21 protein-coding genes are annotated in these 17,080 nt (G+C 35.2%); 2 read left to right on the forward strand and 19 right to left on the reverse strand.

The features are described 5' to 3' along the window. Nucleotides 1–308: 308 nt before the first annotated feature. Both EL260_RS16910 and EL260_RS16915 read left to right on the forward strand, forming a co-directional pair. The gene (locus EL260_RS16910) at nucleotides 309–980 is read left to right on the forward strand and encodes a DUF4197 family protein (RefSeq protein WP_123856493.1); all 672 of its coding nucleotides are present in this window, start codon (nucleotides 309–311) and stop codon (nucleotides 978–980) included. A gap of 40 nt (nucleotides 981–1,020) precedes the next feature. Next, the gene (locus EL260_RS16915) at nucleotides 1,021–1,326 is read left to right on the forward strand and encodes a DUF493 family protein (RefSeq protein WP_123856495.1); all 306 of its coding nucleotides are present in this window, start codon (nucleotides 1,021–1,023) and stop codon (nucleotides 1,324–1,326) included. A gap of 112 nt (nucleotides 1,327–1,438) precedes the next feature. Here the strand turns inward: EL260_RS16915 and EL260_RS16920 are convergent, their stop codons facing one another. The 19 genes from EL260_RS16920 to eco form a co-directional block, all read right to left on the reverse strand. Then, on the reverse strand, nucleotides 1,439–1,789 hold the full coding sequence (locus tag EL260_RS16920; protein WP_123856496.1) for an ArsC/Spx/MgsR family protein: 351 nt from the start codon (nucleotides 1,787–1,789) through the stop codon (nucleotides 1,439–1,441). Nucleotides 1,790–1,877: 88 nt separating this feature from the next. Further along, entirely contained in the window at nucleotides 1,878–2,492 is a 615-nt protein-coding gene (locus tag EL260_RS16925) for a deoxynucleoside kinase (RefSeq protein WP_123856498.1), read from the reverse strand. 25 nt (nucleotides 2,493–2,517) lie between these two features. After that, nucleotides 2,518–3,525 (reverse strand): hypothetical protein, encoded by a 1,008-nt coding sequence (locus EL260_RS16930; protein ID WP_228445498.1) that lies wholly within the window; start codon nucleotides 3,523–3,525, stop codon nucleotides 2,518–2,520. A 45-nt stretch (nucleotides 3,526–3,570) separates the two neighbouring features. After that, entirely contained in the window at nucleotides 3,571–4,593 is a 1,023-nt protein-coding gene (locus tag EL260_RS16935) for a glutaminyl-peptide cyclotransferase (RefSeq protein WP_123856500.1), read from the reverse strand. 35 nt (nucleotides 4,594–4,628) lie between these two features. Continuing rightward, nucleotides 4,629–5,012: a VOC family protein gene (locus tag EL260_RS16940; protein WP_123856502.1), complete on the reverse strand. Its 384-nt coding sequence runs from the start codon at nucleotides 5,010–5,012 to the stop codon at nucleotides 4,629–4,631. 5 nt (nucleotides 5,013–5,017) lie between these two features. Beyond that, complete coding sequence (locus EL260_RS16945) at nucleotides 5,018–5,518, reverse strand: GNAT family N-acetyltransferase (RefSeq protein ID WP_123856504.1); 501 nt, start codon at nucleotides 5,516–5,518, stop codon at nucleotides 5,018–5,020. 4 nt (nucleotides 5,519–5,522) lie between these two features. Further along, nucleotides 5,523–5,948, reverse strand: a complete 426-nt coding sequence (locus EL260_RS16950; protein WP_123856505.1) for an SRPBCC family protein — start codon at nucleotides 5,946–5,948, stop codon at nucleotides 5,523–5,525. 231 nt (nucleotides 5,949–6,179) lie between these two features. After that, nucleotides 6,180–7,790, reverse strand: coding sequence for a Na+/H+ antiporter (locus EL260_RS16955; protein WP_123856507.1), 1,611 nt, complete (start codon nucleotides 7,788–7,790; stop codon nucleotides 6,180–6,182). Between the two features lie 136 nt (nucleotides 7,791–7,926). Continuing rightward, nucleotides 7,927–8,931 carry a bestrophin family protein gene (locus tag EL260_RS16960; RefSeq protein ID WP_123856509.1) on the reverse strand — a complete coding sequence of 335 codons (1,005 nt, stop codon included), beginning with the start codon at nucleotides 8,929–8,931 and terminating at the stop codon, nucleotides 7,927–7,929. Between the two features lie 79 nt (nucleotides 8,932–9,010). Then, nucleotides 9,011–9,688, reverse strand: a complete 678-nt coding sequence (locus EL260_RS16965) for a DUF2490 domain-containing protein (protein WP_045498246.1) — start codon at nucleotides 9,686–9,688, stop codon at nucleotides 9,011–9,013. A 143-nt stretch (nucleotides 9,689–9,831) separates the two neighbouring features. Then, nucleotides 9,832–10,227: a DUF1398 domain-containing protein gene (locus tag EL260_RS16970; protein ID WP_228445500.1), complete on the reverse strand. Its 396-nt coding sequence runs from the start codon at nucleotides 10,225–10,227 to the stop codon at nucleotides 9,832–9,834. 136 nt (nucleotides 10,228–10,363) lie between these two features. Further along, nucleotides 10,364–10,813 carry a VOC family protein gene (locus tag EL260_RS16975; RefSeq protein ID WP_123856510.1) on the reverse strand — a complete coding sequence of 150 codons (450 nt, stop codon included), beginning with the start codon at nucleotides 10,811–10,813 and terminating at the stop codon, nucleotides 10,364–10,366. 43 nt (nucleotides 10,814–10,856) lie between these two features. Continuing rightward, on the reverse strand, nucleotides 10,857–11,228 hold the full coding sequence (locus tag EL260_RS16980; protein WP_123856512.1) for a VOC family protein: 372 nt from the start codon (nucleotides 11,226–11,228) through the stop codon (nucleotides 10,857–10,859). 70 nt (nucleotides 11,229–11,298) lie between these two features. Beyond that, nucleotides 11,299–11,769: a hypothetical protein gene (locus tag EL260_RS16985; RefSeq protein WP_123856514.1), complete on the reverse strand. Its 471-nt coding sequence runs from the start codon at nucleotides 11,767–11,769 to the stop codon at nucleotides 11,299–11,301. A gap of 12 nt (nucleotides 11,770–11,781) precedes the next feature. Further along, nucleotides 11,782–12,237 (reverse strand): DUF1569 domain-containing protein, encoded by a 456-nt coding sequence (locus EL260_RS16990; RefSeq protein WP_123856516.1) that lies wholly within the window; start codon nucleotides 12,235–12,237, stop codon nucleotides 11,782–11,784. Nucleotides 12,238–12,550: 313 nt separating this feature from the next. Next, nucleotides 12,551–13,759: an ABC transporter permease gene (locus EL260_RS16995; RefSeq protein ID WP_123856518.1), complete on the reverse strand. Its 1,209-nt coding sequence runs from the start codon at nucleotides 13,757–13,759 to the stop codon at nucleotides 12,551–12,553. 73 nt (nucleotides 13,760–13,832) lie between these two features. Continuing rightward, a complete protein-coding gene (locus tag EL260_RS17000; RefSeq protein WP_123856519.1) occupies nucleotides 13,833–14,789 on the reverse strand; it encodes an HlyD family secretion protein in 957 nt (318 codons plus the stop codon). A gap of 11 nt (nucleotides 14,790–14,800) precedes the next feature. Continuing rightward, nucleotides 14,801–16,219, reverse strand: a complete 1,419-nt coding sequence (locus EL260_RS17005) for a TolC family protein (protein WP_123856521.1) — start codon at nucleotides 16,217–16,219, stop codon at nucleotides 14,801–14,803. Between the two features lie 371 nt (nucleotides 16,220–16,590). Next, a complete protein-coding gene (gene eco, locus EL260_RS17010) occupies nucleotides 16,591–17,079 on the reverse strand; it encodes a serine protease inhibitor ecotin (protein ID WP_123856523.1) in 489 nt (162 codons plus the stop codon). Between the last annotated feature and the right edge of the window lies 1 nt (nucleotide 17,080).

The following is a 17,080-nucleotide window of genomic DNA, read 5'->3' on the forward strand; positions in this document are numbered from 1 at the left end:
GTCTCATTTCGAAGCATTCAATTTCTCAAATGAAGACATTAGCCAAAAATAGAAAAAAAACCGAAACATGTTAACATATCTTAAAAATTCAAAAAATTTATATTTTTATATATAAAAAACTTCAATTTAATCACATTACGTAAATTAAAAACCAAAATAACAATCAATTTAATATCATATCTTCAATCATTAAATTATATTTTAAACAAAAAAAATCACCAAATAATTCACTAATCATTAATATTTTGTTAAATACAAAATAGTATTTACCTTTGGTGCAGTTTTTGAAAAAAGCAATAAAAAGATCAATGAAAAAATATATTATTGCAGCCGCTCTTATTATAGGAACCGGTGCTGTTATTACCACCACTGTACAATCCTGTACGACATTGGCCACAAGTGACATGGGACTTTCCATTATTAAAAGAATGCTACTCAATGGTATTGATAAAGGAATGGGGATCTACACCAATAAAGAAGCCTTTTTACAGAACAATATGGTAGACAAGGCACTTCCGAAAGAGCTTAGAGACATTAACTCTATGCTGGAAAAAATTGCTCCGTCATTAGTTGCTAAAGAAAGAGATTATATTGCACAGGCTGCTGCGTATACGGTAAACACTTCAAGGCCTATTCTGCAAGGTGCAGTAAACAGTTTAAATGCTCAGGATGTAACCCGAATCATTGAGGGAACGACTGCCACACAAATTCTGAAAGAAAAAACATCTCAACAACTGATTGCAGCTATTGCCCCGAAGGTAGATGAGAAACTTAACGAATATGGGATCGTAAAAACAATTAATACCGCTTTATCCGGCAGTAATTTCCTGGGAAATCTTTTAGGAGGAAATAAAAATACTGTAAACTCAGGTGGATTGAGCCAATTAGCTTCTGAACAACTGGTTGCAGGACTCTTCAATATCATTGAAGATTACGAACACCAGAACTCCAAATCGCTGCTTGGACCATTTGGAAAATAGGAAAAATTTCATTATATTTATATAATATTAAGAACCGCAGATGGACATATTACAAGGAAATCAACACGCAAGTCCTGAAGATTTCTATAAATCTTTAAAGGAGAAACTGGAAGGTCATCATGATTTTCCTGAAGATTATTTATTTAAATTTATTATTCCTACAGACCAATCAAAACTTACTGAAATTTACAAGGTTTTTGATGGTATTAAATTTACATTAGGGAACCGCGAAAGCAAAAATGGAAAATACACAGCCTGCAACATCAATGCATTTGTTTTAGATGCCAATCAGGTAGTGAAAATTTATCAAGAAGTAGCAAAAATAGAAGGCGTTATTCTATTGTAAAATAAAAAAAGGCTGTCAGAAATGATGGTCTTTTTATTAGAGAATAAAAAGTTATGTACAAATAAAACTGCGGCTGTTTCGTAAGAAACAGCCGCAGTTTTTATATATTTTATTATTTCTCAATAAAGAACTTTACATTCTCAATAGGCCTTCCCAACATCGCTACTGAACCTTTTACCAAGATAGGTCTTTGTATCAGAGAGGGGTTTTCAGACAGAATTTTAATCCATTCTTCTTCCGAATAATTCTTATCTGCATATTCTTCAATATACAGTTTATCTGTCTTTCGAATGATATGAAAAACGCTCTGATTCAGCTTCTTCAATACGGTTTTGATTTCCAGAATACTTAGTGGATCTTCAATCATATTAATGATCTCGAAATGAACTCCGTTTTCATCAAGATACTCCAAAACTGCGTTGGATTTTGAACAGCTTCCGTTATGTAAAACTTTCACTAACATTTCTAATTATTTTAATAAATTAAACTTGCTTCTCACAAATTTAATAAGAATTTAATGGATGTTGTCTTAATGTTCTGATAAAAGTTTGTTAAAACAATCCGTGTAATTCTGTTTCAATTTTTTCCAAAATTAATCCAAAATCCTCTGGCTTTTCAACGAAATCTAAATTGTCTACTTCAATAATCAATAGCTTTCCTTCCGTATAATTGGAAATCCATTTTTCATATTTCTGATTCAGTTTTGAAAGGTATTCGATACTGATGGATGCTTCATATTCACGTCCTCTTTTGTAAATTTTCTTTACCAGATTCGGAACATCTGATTTTAAGTAAATTAAAAGATCTGGTGCTGAAACGAATGATTTCATCAAATCAAAAACAGATGAATAATTATTGAAATCCCTGTCAGAAAGAAGGTTCATATCATTAAGGTTCTCTGCAAAGATGTGAGCATCTTCATAAATAGTACGGTCCTGAATAATATTTTTACCACTTTCTCTGATTTCTTTTACCTGACGGAATCTGCTTCCCAGAAAATACACCTGCAGGGCAAAGCTCCACTTACTCATATCTGAATAAAAATCTTCTAGATAAGGATTGTGATCTACGTCTTCAAACTGTGCATCCCATCCGTAATGCTTAGAAAGCATCGTAGTTAAAGTTGTTTTTCCTGCTCCAATGTTTCCTGTAACTGCAATATGCATAATTCTTTTTCCTTGTATTTACTGATTAATTGATAAGCTTTTCTACACCTGCTGCCTGAACTTCGGAAGTTTCTTCAATCAATTTCTCCAATGTGTTGTCAGAGGTCTTCTTTTCAATACCTTCTCCATTGGTTTTTTCTTCAGCTTTATCTGCGGGTTTTCCGGTAGATTGCTGTATGATCTGAAGCTCAGCTTCCTGTTGTTTTTGCTGTCTGGCCTTCTTTACTTTTTCAAGGCTGTAAAGATAGAGTTTGTTCCCCTTGATTTCAAAATAAGAAAGGATGTTTTTATCCACAATTTGTGCATCAGGATCATCAAAAACAACACTCATTCCTTTCTCAGGAATATATTTTAAGATTGAATTATTGGCAACAACCAAAATATTATCATTTTCCCGTCTGAAGCGTTTCCCGTTATCCACTGGCGCTTCAAATAATTTTTCAAACTTCAGATTATAAATTCTGATATGCTTTTTAGTGAGAACATAGACTTTAGTTTCATACACCAGCAGATCCATCAGATCCTCGAAACTGATATCAAAAGGAAATGAGTTGATGGTGGTATCATTTCTGAAATTGTACTGTATCAAACGTTTTGTACTGTCATCTAATAACCACAACTGCTGTAGATCTTCAGCATAAGCCATTCTTATAAAACCAAATTTCTGCTTAAAATCAATCCGTTGGATTTCATTCATATTTTGGTCTATAAATTTCATTTCCTGGGCATTTTCTGAAAACAAAGGTACATTCAGCGGGTTTTGTACCGTCTGCACTTTATAAGGAACAGTAAACATCAGTTTACCAATCTGCTTTCCCAAAGAATCATATTTGGTAAAACTAAAGTCTTTATTTTTATAGATGTACAGGTTTCCGTAATCATCGGCCAGCATATCTTTGGCCTCTTTAAGCTTCAAAGTATCTAAAGGAAGAACGTTCTGCGCCGTAGAGGAACAGAAAATAAAAATGCATATCAGATAGATTAATCTCAAAATTCTTTTACTAAGATAGCGCTCCTCATGGAACGCTACCAATTTACACTTTATTTTATTCGAATAGAAATTGTTATGAAACTTTTCTTATTTAATAACAACTTCATAAATCTTTGGCCAATTCTTCCCTGTTACCAACATATTTTCTCCTTTGAAAGCAATTCCGTTCAGAACATCATCTGTTCCTTTGGTATTTTGTTTTGCAATTTCTGTAAAATCAAATGTACCTACTACTTCTCCGGTTGCAGGATTGATTTTCAGGATGATTGGCTTTTGCCATACATTGGCATACAGGAATCCGTTGTGAAATTCCAGTTCGTTTAGCTGGTCGTATGCTTGTGAACTTCCCGCTACAGCAATATATTTGATGAGTTTTGACGGATCACTAGGATCAAGGAAATATAAAAGCTTACTTCCGTCTGAAGCAATCAGGCTCTTTCCGTCATACGTTAATCCCCAACCTTCACCTAATACGTTTGGATAAGCAAATTCTGAAAGTAATTTCAGAGAGCTTTTATCATAAATATATCCTTTTTTACTCTGCCAGGTCAATTGATATACTTTATCTCCTACAATCGTACTTCCTTCTGAAAAATCTTCCGGAGCCTGTTTAGTAGACGCAAGTGGTGTAGTGGTTCCCAATGTATATTTTAAGATCTGCGAAGACCCATTCTGACCGTCACTTTCATAGATCGTATTTCCTTCAGCCTGGAATCCCTGTACAAAGTTTTTAGGATCATGAGGATATTCTGCTACAATCTGGTAAGCAATATTTTTTTCAGGATTTTTTGCAAATACATTGATGGTAGCATCCTGATTTAAGGTTTCTCCACCTTTGGTTTTGATATTAAAAGTAACTGCGTTATCTCCCAAGGTAAAAAACTTCGGATCAATCGTAAGATCTGTTGTTTCTTTATCTCCAAAGCTGATGCTTACGCTTTCTGCATTTTCTGTAACCTCTTTTGGAAGTTGGAGTTTATCACCAAAATGATATCCTTTTGCTTCCATTGAATTATTATATGTGTTTAATGTATCAAGAATTTCCTTATCCTTATTACAAGATGCCAGTAGTAAAATTGCTGCGAAACCCGCTATTATATTTTTTTTCATTGACTTTCTAAATATTTCCCCAAAAATAGCAAATTTTATTCCGTATTGCCAATATTATCCATAGGTTCACCAAATTGTAGGATATATCCGTTGTTATCGTACACTGCAAATTCCCTCATTCCCCATTCAAAAGTTTCAATTTCATAACAGATTTTAGCCTTTGTTTTAAGATGTTCCCATAATTCATCTACTTTATTTACATTAAAATAAAATGATCCTGTAAAACCAATGGTTACTGTATTTTCATGTTTATTGGGTAAAGCAAGCATGATATACACCTCGTCTTTTCTCAGGGATGCCCAATGCCAGTCATCATTTCTGGCTAATAGCTCAAAACCGAGAATATGCAAATAAAAACCTATAGTTTCATCGAGGTTTTCTGTCCAAAGCACGGGTCGAAGTCCAGTAAATCTGCTCATAACTTCTATAATTGAAAAGTATCTCTGTGAATCTTCATATTAATTGAAACCCAGGTTTCATCATCAATTTTCGCTTCATTCTTTACAGCCGGATCAATAACAAAGCCAACTTTTTTGTAACATTCAATGGCTCCGGTATTCCAGTCGTAGACATTCAGTTCTGCCAGCTCTCTGTTTAAATGACTGAATCCATACTTCAGAAGTTCCTGCATCACCTTTTTGCCATACCCTTTTCCCCTGTTATTCTCATCCCATATTAAAACTCTTCCCAACAGAAATGTTTCATCTTTTAGAAATATTTGGGCATGACCGATTGTATTCTGATTTTCTACATCAATTATTTTGAATAGTGTTCTGTTTTCATCAGACAAATCTACTTCAAGCTGATCTTTAGTTAAAGGAAAGCGATACATAGGCCCCGCAAACTGCAGAAGGCCTTTTTTATCTTTAATATTTGAAATCAATGCTGGCGCATCATTAATATGAAAAGACTCTAATGCTATCATTCGTTTATTTTTCTAAATATTCTTTCAAACTCTGACCTACAATGGAGTTCCAGCCTCCGGTAAAATTTTCTCTTGAAAAACCTTCTCCCAACTCTTTAAAGTTTTCAATTTCTTCATGGGTTAATTTGACCAAAGTTCCGTTATCTTCTGGTTGTAATTCCCATGTTACAGTAGTTTTCAAATCTGAAAAATCAGGATAAGACCAGGTATGCTTTAATTTTTGGTTAGGAAGAATTTCAAGAATTTCACCTTGATGATGGTATTTATTTTCGCCTCCGGGTTCGTAAAAATTAAATATTTTTCCTACTTCAAGCTCAAAATCCTTAATATCAAAATACCAGGACTTCATTTCATTCTTATCTGTCAATGCTTCCCAAATCTTATCGATGGGGGCATTTATTTTGTATTGGACGGTGATTGGTGTGTTCATATTACTAAAATTTAATTCAACTATTTTAACGATAAAAGTCACAAAAGAATCTTAACACTTAAGTCATTTTAAAGTTAATATTCTTACTATTGAAAAGAGCACTTAAGTTTTGAAAATCTGTAGATTTTCACTTTGTGCATTTTATGCAAGTTAACCTTAATTTTAGACTTAGCTTAAATCCTTTTGTGACTTCTATGGTTAATTTTACTTTATTGTAAACATCCCATAGTATCAATGAGAAAATCCGGTAATTTTTGCTTCATCAAAATCCAGCTGCATTTCAATGGTTCTCATCACATGATCGTCAAATATTTTTTCTTTTTTCATTCTATGTAATTCGTTTCTCTGTGCCTGAATCACCTGGCGCAAGACATCTTTATTTTCATTGATGGCCGTTACATAATCTCCGGTAGAAGCCATACATTGGGCTTTATCAGCCATCAACATCATTTCGTTTTCCAATTTATGTTTTTGATGACGAACAAGACTGTTGGATACTGCCAATTCAGAAAAATCATTTTCCAGTTTATGCAAAGCTGTTTCTTTAAGCTTACGCATCAAAATAACTTCTTGCTTTTCCTCCGGCAACTCACTTCCTGTATCCTGGATGTTTAATAATTTCAGGATTGGAGAAAGCAACAATCCTTGCCCAACCAAAGTAATCAGAATAATAACGAAAGTGACAAATAAAATGATATTACGATGTGGAAAAGCATCTCCATTAGGAAGAAATGCAGGAATAGACAATGCTGCCGCCAATGAAACCACCCCTCTCATCGCTGCAAAACTGATGATAAAAGGTTCGCGCCAATCCGGTTTCGGGACCTTCAATCTTAATTCTTTAGAGCAAAGCCTTGGGAAGTACATCAACGCATAACTGTATACTATTCTTGTTCCGATAATTGCTCCGCCTATAACCACACTGTAGAAAATTCCTTCTGAAACAGTATAATCTGTCAGTCCCTCCACAACAATTGGCAACTCAAGACCGATGAGGATAAAAATGATGGTATTCATCAGAAATATCAGAACACTCCATACATTCCCGGATTGAATTCTTGAGGTGTGACTCAGGTAGCAATGGGAATTATAAGACATTAGCAATCCACCTGCAACCACAGCTAAAACTCCTGAAAAATGGAAGTGTTCTGCTCCAACATACATAATGTAAGGAACGATCAGTGTGATAACGGTGTCAATATTAGAATTCGTAGGAATAATCCTCAACAACGCTCCGAACAGAAGACCAACTGCGACTCCTACTGCAATTCCTCCAATCGCCATAGTAAAGAAATCCTGAACGGCATCTTTCCAGATAAACTGCCCTGAAATAACGGCTGCAAGGGCAAATTTAAATACAATTAAACTGGATGCATCGTTAATTAAACTTTCTCCTTCAAGGATATTGGTGATCTTTTTAGGGATTTTCATATGCTTCAATACGGAAGTAGCCGCTACAGCATCCGGTGGAGAATTTACGCCACCCAATAAGAATCCCATTGCTACGGTAAGCCCCGGAATAATAGAAGATGAAAGGTACGCAACGACTATTGATGTTAAAAATACCAATCCAAAAGCCATGGAAAAGATCTGTTTTCTCCATTTATGAAAATCCTGCCATGACGTAAACCATGCGGCTTCAAATAATATGGGTGGAAGAAAAATAAGAAAAACAAGATCCGGTTCTATTTCTACACGAGGCATTCCCGGAACAAAACTGATGAGCAATCCTGCAATTACAAGAAAGATTGGATAAGCTACTTTCAATTTTTGCCCTATCATTACTAATATCATTACAGACAATAAGACTACAATGGATATTATAACATAGCTGTGAATCATTTGATTTCGTTTTTTTAAGTATTATTTTTAATTATTTTGTTTCAACCTTATCGGTTTTAAAAACCTATAAGGTTTATTTTCTTAACAAGGCTCACGCTGATTTTGCAGATAACGCAGAGTTGTATCCATAAGGGTTTTAAAGGACAATATTATTTTTGGGAGTAATTGCCGGCGGAAGATCGGTTTCATCCAGCATATCTCTCATATCAATTTCAATGGTACGGCTGATCTGGGTGATAGGAACATCATTGGCACTTCCTTCAAAAGGATTCACTGATGCCTCTCCCACACTGTCTAAGGTATGAAAACACCATGTTACCAATAAAGAGAAAGGAATATTGAACCAAATTGTCCATCCTTCAACCACAGAACCTTCACCTAGTTTATCAAATTCCTTCAACAACCCAAAAGGAACAAATACAATAAACAACAACAAAAGATAAGTGGTAATGGAAGAAAAGTTCCTTGGATAAGGAAAGTTCTTAATTCTTTCTGCTTTTCCCTGACTGTCAGTAAATTTCACCAACTGCTGATTGATCTGTGTCCACTGAAAATCATTAATTTCTCCTTTTTCATAAGCTTCAGACAATTCTTTACTTTGGCAGGCCATCAATTGAGTTGCCCTGTTTTTCTTACCCAGAATATATTGAAGTTCTGTTTCTGAAAGGTATTTCTTCAGTTCATCATCCAGTTTTGAAAGCCGTTCCGGAATATCATACTTTTTAGCATATTCATCAAACTGTGCAGATCCTGTATTCTCCCAGGCTCTTGGTTCTCTAAGCTGGAATCTTAGTGCTGTAAGCCATGCATAATGACGAAGGAACATTTCTTTTACTTTATGTGAATCTTTTACAATAAGGGAGTCTCTTAGAATATATCCAAAGCTACGGCTGTCATTGATGATCGCTCCGTAAATCTGTCTTGCCTCCCAAAGCCTGCTGTAACTTGCATTATTTTTAAATCCTACGATAAAAGCAACCGCTGTTCCCATGATCGCAATAGGCTGCCAGGGCACGGAAAGAAATTTCCAACCTAAAAAATAAAGAATCGTAGGAATAGCTGCCAATACGATTAAAGCATAAATACTGCGCCGTGTCCAATTGATGAATTCACGCGCTCCAAATCTTTTTCCTGAATGCATTATGTGTTATTTTTGTGTTAATTATTTAATAGTTTCAAATAATGATTTTCATCAGCGCATTCAGCAGAAACGGTTACAATCAGTTTTTGGTAAACGGTATATTGTTATAAAAACCAATCTGAATCTGTCCTCTATTTCTGTTTTCCTGAATCTGATTCATATAACCGGCTTCAATCCGCATGTTTTTGTTAATGACATAGCCCAATGCCCCATAAACTCTGTTTCTATCGAAAGTAGGACTATTGAAATGGAGGAAAATCTCATTATATACAGATGCATACAATGTTTTCGGCAGCATTTCCTTTTGAGTGATCGGTATATTCAATCCTAACATATAACGAAATCTCATTCTAAAATCATCTTCCAGAAAACGTTCTTCCAAACGATAACGATGCTGAAGATTAAAACGTCCGAACTTCTGCTTGGTAATATATTGTTGGAAAATTCTGTGTTCTATATTTTCCTTTTTATCACCATTTACATAGGGCTGGCTCAAAATAAATCCATATCCTAGCAATACGTTATTATTATTTTCTGTCAGATCATATCCAATTCCGGTGCGGATCAGAAGCTGTTCCAGATCCCCAATAGCATCAAAATTTCTATACTGAACTTCATTATGCCAGTTTAGTTTTTTACTGATTTTATTATTCCCAAAATACATATACCATGCACCCAAATCATTTTTTTGCGCCCATGTAAGAACAGACCCCAAACTCAATACCGTGAATGCCAACTTCGTAAAAACCTTTCTCATGCTTATCAATTACTATTATCTATCGTTTTTAACAAAATTAATAATTTAAATCAATAATCGCAAACGATATTTTTTAGTTAACACAATCAAGGTTTTATAGTAAGCAACTTTAAATCTGACACTTTAACCAAATTCCAACTATTTTACCCCGGAATCTGCTCTATTAAGAGATCTCTCCGTTCTTTATCAAAGTAAGTACAAGTCATTCCATTCAAATCCATTTTCCAGCCTTCAATTCCATTTTCTGCACAGTCTTTACAGAATGTCATATAATCTGTACCTCCCTGCTGGTGAAGCTTTAATCTTGCTTTAAAATGGTCAAGATTCACCTTTTCAGAAACACCAAGTTTATCATACTTACCTGCTGTTTGGGCAGATTGATTATGGGGATCAAAATATTCTGTCTTTCCATCCTCCACATACGTTGTATAGTGAGAAACACCAAGTTCTTTAATCGCTTTTATATATTGAGGGAAATCAGCTCCACTTTTTACTTTTTGATGCTCAGTTTTAATATCTTCAAGGGTAAATTTCATCATTCTATTTTTAATTAATTATTATTGTTTTCCATATCAAATTTAAAAATTTTCGGGATGCAAATATAATATCAAATAAAAAACCGGCAGGATGACTGCCGGTAACTTATAACTATATTTCAGATACAAAATATAAATCTTATGGATGTTGCTGCATTTTAGCAGGATCATCGTAATTAACCATCCAGTTGATCCCGAATCTATCGGTAAACATTCCAAAGTAAGCACCCCAGAAAGTATCTGCCAATGGCATTGTTACGTGTCCATCCGCAGAAAGACCATTGAATAATTTCTCTGCTTCTGCTTTGGATTCCGCATTGATAGAAATTGAAAAATTGTTTCCTTTTTTAAAGTCGGAAGCCCATTCTCCTCCTGTATCACTTCCCATTAATACCGTTTCCTTGGAAATAGGAAGGGTAACGTGCATGATTCTGTTCTTATCTTCTTCTGAAACCTCTTTTCCTTCCATAGGAGGCATTTCTCCGAAAGTTCCGATATAAGGATATTCTCCTCCGAAAACCGATTTATAGAAATCGAATGCTTCTCTGCAATTCCCATTGAATGTTAAATAAACATTTACTGATGCCATGATTGTTTTTTTTAGTTAAGTTTTAATTTTTTTTGAATTCTGTTTATCTGTGTTGATCGATTAGGATCATATTTCCATCTGGATCTTTCAGGTAGATATGCTCAGGTCCTGAAGTGTTTTCATCAGCATCTTTATCAATCTCTACTCCACTCTCCTTTAAACGTTTCTGGATTTCGCGTACATCGTCAAAGGATTCAAGATTTTGCCCATTTTCATCCCATCCCGGATTAAAAGTCAGCATATTCCCATCAAACATTGCCTGGAACAGTCCTATCAAAGTAGATCCGTTTTTCATGATGAGGTAATTTTGCTCTGTAGCTCCAGCCATCGTTGCAAAGCCCAGTTTTTCATAAAAATCTTTGGACTTTTGAAGGTCTTTTACACTAAGACTGATTGAAAAGGCTCCTAATTTCATATTTTAAAGTTGATGTAAGTTATTGTTTTATTAATCAATTGTACATGTAAGAACAAGTTTCCCTTTGATATTACTGATTTTTCAGATGTGTTTTGAACTCAAGGGTTCCATCATAGCTTTTCCAATTACCGATCAGTTCAATATACTGTCCTTCCACTTTTTCAGTTTTTCTGTTCCATTTAAAGTTATAGATGAATCTCCCTTTAAAAATTCCAGAATGTTTTCCTTTATTCTCTTCAGCCAGTTCGTATTCTCCAAATACTGTTCCTTGTTTTTTTGAATCCTTATATTTTGAAATGGTTAACGTTCCTTCAAGTTTAGCATAATTGGTATCTACAAGAGAGTATCCTGAAACAAAATACTGCTGATCATTCTTTTTATTCTGTTCAGAAATCGTAATCTTAAGCTTCAGTTCCTGTCCCTTATTTCCAATGGTTCCGATATAAGGGTTACTGTTATTCAGCCATATATTTGAAATATTAGGCATCTGGGCCAACACAAAATTGGTTGCCAGAATCAAGAGCAATAAAAGTTTTTTCATAGTGTGATTTTTTTAAACTCCGAATTGAGACAGGTGATGGTTAAGATGTTTGGCAAACATATTGTTCCATTCCTGAGCTTTTAATTTTCCGAAAGAGAAAGATTCTTTGCCATCAAAAGCATCTGCTCCTAATTGCTGAGTCTTTTGTATAAAACCAATCAATCTTCTTCTTTCTTCTTCAAAGTTTTTTCTTCCGGATACTAAAAATTGAGGAGCTGTTGGAGAATCCCTCGGATAGGCTTTTTCACCTACTACTTTAGATTTCACAAAAGTTTTTAGAATAAATTTTGCAATAGATCCCGGTTTTTTATGTTTTTCCGGTTCATATACCATTTCATATGTGATACTACAGTGCGCCAACATCTGATCCACCGTCATTTTTCCCCATAATCCATGAGTATCTTCCACCAGCCTGTTTATTCTATCAATATAATTTTGAGCATCTTTTGCGTCAAATACATTTTCCATATACGATCTGTTTTTACTACAGACAAATATATCAGTTTTTTTGTTTGATTTTTATGGTGGAGAATTTTTTTGTTTTGAGATTCGAACTAAGAGTTTGAGGGTTTGAGAGTATGAGGGTTTTAGTGTACATTTTATCTATTCCACAACTATTCTATACCGATAACAATTCCATACCTGATCCTTCATCTCCTTCTGAGGAATAGCGAAAATTCAACGAATTTTTGACCGGGTGGTGTTAGAAGTTTGAGAGTATAAATGTTTGAGAGTATAAGCGTAATATGAATCCCTACTCTTTCATTATGATAAAAACAAACTATTCATTTTCCGCTCCAGAACCTCCTTCTGCTGCAATTTCCTGAGGAGCTGCTTTTTTGAAAATAAACCAAAGTTTGATCTTTAAAGCAATCCACCCTATAATAGCATAAACTACTAAAAGAATGCTTAAGTGTTTCAGATATGGGAAAGTAAGCTCTACAGATCCTTTTTGAATTAATAGAATTTTAAAGGCTTGTAAAAAAGGCGTTAACGGAATGATATTCGCAATAAACTGTACAAAGGCAGGCATCGCATTTAAAGGCCATGTAAAACCACTAATGATAAAGGCAGGTGAAGCAATCACCATCAGGATTTGCGTTGCCTTCAAAGCATCCGGAATTAATATACTAATGAACACCCCAAGGAAGGAAACAGAGCCTACAAAAACAGCGGTCAGGAGAATAAAATTAAATATCCCTTCCGGCATCGGCACTTTGAAAATCATGTGCATAAGATAGTAAACACCTACGATAAGAATGGAGAATACCCAAATTGGAATAACCTTAATAAGCATTGTTGGAAATGCCCATTTCTTCATTTTCACATACTCTTTTACGAAAGAACCTCTTTGGAATTCTGCAGCAAAACTTACTGCCATCGCCAACAGAATCACCTGCTGTAATACTACCGCCAGCATGGCCGGCCACATAAAAATAAGATAATTACTGGTCGTATTGAAAAGGGTAATATAATTGGTTTTGAAAGGCTCATATTGTGTAACAGCCTTTGCAGCGGGCATTCCTGCCTTCTGTAAAGCCTTGATAGAAGCCCCGGCAGAGAACGTCCCTATGGTAAGCTGTAATGCTTTGGAGGCAAAGTTTGCCGTCAAAACGTTCCCCGTATTGACATACACATTCAGCTCAGGATATTTTTTCTGAAGCATATCCCCTTCAAAACGGGACGGAATAATAACGACAGCTGCTGCCTCATGACGGATCACCTCATCTTTTATGCTCAAAGGTTCCTGCAGGTATCTGATAATTTTAATGCTTTTATTATCATCCAGCATTTCGGTTAATTGACTGGACAGCGGTGTATTGTCTCTGTCAATCACCAATACAGGGGTATTTTCAACTTTTCCACTTTGATAGACAAACCCCAGCAAGGTAGCATAAAAGACTGGTGCCAAAAAGAACACTGTTCTCAAGGTAGAATTGCTGATAAAAAGTTTGAACTCTCGTTTTAAAAGACGGAAAAATTCTTTCATCTGTATATTTTAAAAATTTTAAATAAACACACGGCAAGCTGTATGTATTGGGGCTAGCCATCTTATTTCGTAATTATTTCAGGATCACATTGGCATTCACCAAAAGGCTTTTCGCTTTATTCATATCCGTAGGCTTAACTTTAATCTCGTAGACCGCATCCTGCAGCTGATAATCAGGATAAGCTGTTGTAATATCTGCATATCTTGTCAGCTGTTTGATATACACTACTGTTCCCTCCAGGTTTTCTTTATTGTAAACTACCTGCATATTCACATTCTGCCCTTTTTTATATTTTGAAATAGCACTTTCAGGAACCGTAAACCTAAAGTAAGTACTCTCTGGAATATATCCGTTGAACAAAGCAAATCCGGCTGTTGCCAACTCTCCTGTATTTAGACTGATGGTTTCAATTTCCATATCATTGGTCGCAATAACATATCTCTCAGAATAAGCTACGTTAGCTTCCTGTAAAGCTCCTTTAGCCTGAGAAGCCTGTCCTGCTGCCATTTCTACTTTTTCGAAACGGGTTCCTCTGTTCACATCATCTAATTCTGCAACTACAGCATCATATTGAGCTTTTGCCCCCTGAAGTTTAGCATACACTTCATCATGTGCTTGTGGAGACATCAAACTGTCGCGGAACATGTTATTAGCTCTTCTATAGGATTTCTGAGCAAAATCATATTGCTCTTTCAGTCCTTTATATTTTGCCTGAAGCTGTCTCAGCTGGTCTGGTGTAGCCCCATTTTTAGCCATTTGTTCCTGGGCTGTAGCGGCACTTACCGCACCCTGAGCCTGCGCAATTTTTGCAGATACTTCCGGAACGTCAAGCTGAGCCAGGGTATCTCCTTTTTTTACCGACTGTCCTTCAGAGACATATATCTTTAGAATTCTTCCGGTAACCTTCGGAGCAAAAGAGATCACATCTTTTTTTGTTTTTCCTTCCGGTTCCTTTATTTTTTCGTCTTTCTTGTCGCAACTTCCCAATAAAAACAGAGAAGCAATGAGTATGGATATATTTTTATGCATCATTTTAATTTTTAAGGGATTAAATAAAATTTAGTAATGTCCAGTTCCTGAGTAGCTCTCATCAATTCTATTCCTGCTCTTCTCTGGTTGAAAATCGCATTCTGATATCCTAGCTCTGCCACTTCAAGGTCATTTTCTGCATCAATAAGCTGTGAGGATTTGCTCATACCATATCTGAATTCTTTTTCTGCCTGTACCAATGCACTTTTAGCCAGTTCCTTTTCTTTAGCTTTTAAAGTAATCTGAGCGGTAGCAATATCATAATTGGTTTGATTATTGGCTAAGTTCAACGATAGTTTTTTCAATGCATCTTCTTTCTGGTTCTGAAGCACTTCTTTACCTACTTTTGCCGTTTCTTCGGCATGTTTCCCTTCTTTTCCATCAAAAATCTCCCATTTAAACCCAACTCCAGCCGTGATTAAAGGAAAAATATTAATATTATTAGGACTCCAGTCCAGTTTTTTCCCTTCATAGCCAAGAATTGGAACAGCAGGAACTATATTTTCAGAGCTTTTGATATGGTTACCATATAACCCAATATAATAAGCGGAAGCCATCAGCTGAACTTTGGGAATCATCCAGGTTCTTTCTGCTTTTATTTTATAATCCGCAGCAGCAATTCCATGCTCAAGGGCACGAACCTCAGCTCTTTGGTCAATTCCTTTTTCTGCTGTAAGAAGTTCTACAGGAGATAGCGTTGGATCAATCATCTTTAAACGTTCTCTATTGATTCCCGTTAAAATATAAAGCTGAGTAAGAAGTAGTTCTTTTTTTCCTTCATATTCTACCACTTTTGCATTTAAAGTAGCCTGAGCCAATTCAATTTTTTTGTGATCGTAAGGAGTAATCAACCCGTAGCCTAACGCTTTATCTGCTGTTTTTTTGTTAATGTCCAGTCTTTTTTTACTTTCATCCAGTACTTTTTTAGACTGATGGATCAGTGCCAGCTGGTCATAAGCTCTGGAAATACTCGCTACAACTTCATCTCTGGATTTTTCTAACAGAACATCTTCAGACTTCTTCTTTTCTTCAACTGCCTTTTTCAGGTATTTAACTTTTCCTCCGGAATACACAAGCATCTTGGCTTCTGCCTTGGCAACGCCTGAAAATCCGGATACATTGAAGTTATTGTTGAAAGCTCCCTCCGCGATATTGATAAAAGGAGCCAGATTAATTTCTGGAGACGTAAGCCTTGCTGTTCCGTTAAGATAACCGGCTTTACCACTTAGTTCCAATGTAGGAAGAAAGATATCTTTTAACTTATGTTCGTCAAGATCGGTAAGTTTGTTTTGGGTAATCTGCATTTTCAGGTTCGAGTCCCGAACCATTGCACTATCCAGAAGTTCTTTAAAATCCGGCGCAGACTGTGCCCAGCCAAAAGCAGGAAAAGCAAAAAAACTAAACGTAAAAATCAATAAATTGTTTTTCATGGTTTATGTTTATAACAAATATAATGCAAAAATTGTTAAAATCTTCAAACATAATTTAACAAAACTATGAATTTAAAACAAGTTTAAAATTTGTTTAAGTATAAAAGTCTTTAAAATAAAGTCTTATCAAAATCGTTTAAATGTTAATTAAAAACTAAAAAATTTTGAAAAAAATTTTAACTCTACTTTTACCACTTGCTCTTTACCTTTTTTTTCGTAGAAAACAAAGTATTTAAGAACTCCGAGTTGTGACAACAAAAAGATAGCATAGTCTCCATCCTAATATTCATTTATCTTACATGAAGAATATAAAAGCGAAAACTCCCCACATTACTGCGAGGAGTTTTCTGTTTATAATAAGCTTGCAAATTCTACTTTTGAACTGCTTTTTTCATGGTGTTATCAGGTCTTAAAACTCTGTAACGAACTTCTATATCTTTTGGCACATAGAATACCAATGGCAGTTTACTGTTGTATCTTACAATTTCCGGCTTAAGGGTAACAAACTTTTTAGAAAGTTTCTGTCCCGGACATCCCATCAAAGTTCCTGCAGTTTCTCCTTTAGACTCTACTTCATAATAGTTGTACCCCCATCCTTGAAGATCCTGGCTTTTCATTTCTCCCATTAAGGAGTAATTGTTACAGTCTAACATTTTTTCAGCTCCAACAAAAACTTCCACTTTTAAATCACTTTCGTTTTTTGCTACTGGAAGCTGAATATATACTTGCTTGTATCCTTCTTTAGCTTTTGGGAACATTTCAATCTGTAGTTTTTCAAACTTTTCAGCTTTCTTTTGAGCGAAAGCACTTACCCCAGCCATCAATACCAATCCAGTAATTAAAGTTTTTGAAAATTTCATT

It is taken from the genome of Chryseobacterium nakagawai (assembly GCF_900637665.1).
Classification (GTDB): domain Bacteria; phylum Bacteroidota; class Bacteroidia; order Flavobacteriales; family Weeksellaceae; genus Chryseobacterium; species Chryseobacterium nakagawai.

Bases quoted from the DNA above. Each gene is read 5' to 3' on its own strand.
- EL260_RS16995 (WP_123856518.1), bottom strand. From the start codon at position 13,759: ATGAAAGAATTTTTCCGTCTTTTAAAACGAGAGTTCAAACTTTTTATC.
- EL260_RS16920 (WP_123856496.1), bottom strand. From the start codon at position 1,789: ATGTTAGTGAAAGTTTTACATAACGGAAGCTGTTCAAAATCCAACGCA.
- EL260_RS16915 (WP_123856495.1), top strand. From the start codon at position 1,021: ATGGACATATTACAAGGAAATCAACACGCAAGTCCTGAAGATTTCTAT.
- EL260_RS16985 (WP_123856514.1), bottom strand. From the start codon at position 11,769: ATGAAAAAACTTTTATTGCTCTTGATTCTGGCAACCAATTTTGTGTTG.
- EL260_RS16945 (WP_123856504.1), bottom strand. From the start codon at position 5,518: ATGATAGCATTAGAGTCTTTTCATATTAATGATGCGCCAGCATTGATT.
- EL260_RS16910 (WP_123856493.1), top strand. From the start codon at position 309: ATGAAAAAATATATTATTGCAGCCGCTCTTATTATAGGAACCGGTGCT.
- EL260_RS16940 (WP_123856502.1), bottom strand. From the start codon at position 5,012: ATGAGCAGATTTACTGGACTTCGACCCGTGCTTTGGACAGAAAACCTC.
- EL260_RS16955 (WP_123856507.1), bottom strand. From the start codon at position 7,790: ATGATTCACAGCTATGTTATAATATCCATTGTAGTCTTATTGTCTGTA.
- EL260_RS17005 (WP_123856521.1), bottom strand. From the start codon at position 16,219: ATGAAAAACAATTTATTGATTTTTACGTTTAGTTTTTTTGCTTTTCCT.
- EL260_RS17000 (WP_123856519.1), bottom strand. From the start codon at position 14,789: ATGCATAAAAATATATCCATACTCATTGCTTCTCTGTTTTTATTGGGA.
- EL260_RS16975 (WP_123856510.1), bottom strand. From the start codon at position 10,813: ATGGCATCAGTAAATGTTTATTTAACATTCAATGGGAATTGCAGAGAA.
- EL260_RS16960 (WP_123856509.1), bottom strand. From the start codon at position 8,931: ATGCATTCAGGAAAAAGATTTGGAGCGCGTGAATTCATCAATTGGACA.
- EL260_RS16980 (WP_123856512.1), bottom strand. From the start codon at position 11,228: ATGAAATTAGGAGCCTTTTCAATCAGTCTTAGTGTAAAAGACCTTCAA.
- EL260_RS16970 (WP_228445500.1), bottom strand. From the start codon at position 10,227: ATGATGAAATTTACCCTTGAAGATATTAAAACTGAGCATCAAAAAGTA.
- EL260_RS16925 (WP_123856498.1), bottom strand. From the start codon at position 2,492: ATGCATATTGCAGTTACAGGAAACATTGGAGCAGGAAAAACAACTTTA.
- eco (WP_123856523.1), bottom strand. From the start codon at position 17,079: ATGAAATTTTCAAAAACTTTAATTACTGGATTGGTATTGATGGCTGGG.
- EL260_RS16965 (WP_045498246.1), bottom strand. From the start codon at position 9,688: ATGAGAAAGGTTTTTACGAAGTTGGCATTCACGGTATTGAGTTTGGGG.
- EL260_RS16935 (WP_123856500.1), bottom strand. From the start codon at position 4,593: ATGAAAAAAAATATAATAGCGGGTTTCGCAGCAATTTTACTACTGGCA.
- EL260_RS16990 (WP_123856516.1), bottom strand. From the start codon at position 12,237: ATGGAAAATGTATTTGACGCAAAAGATGCTCAAAATTATATTGATAGA.
- EL260_RS16950 (WP_123856505.1), bottom strand. From the start codon at position 5,948: ATGAACACACCAATCACCGTCCAATACAAAATAAATGCCCCCATCGAT.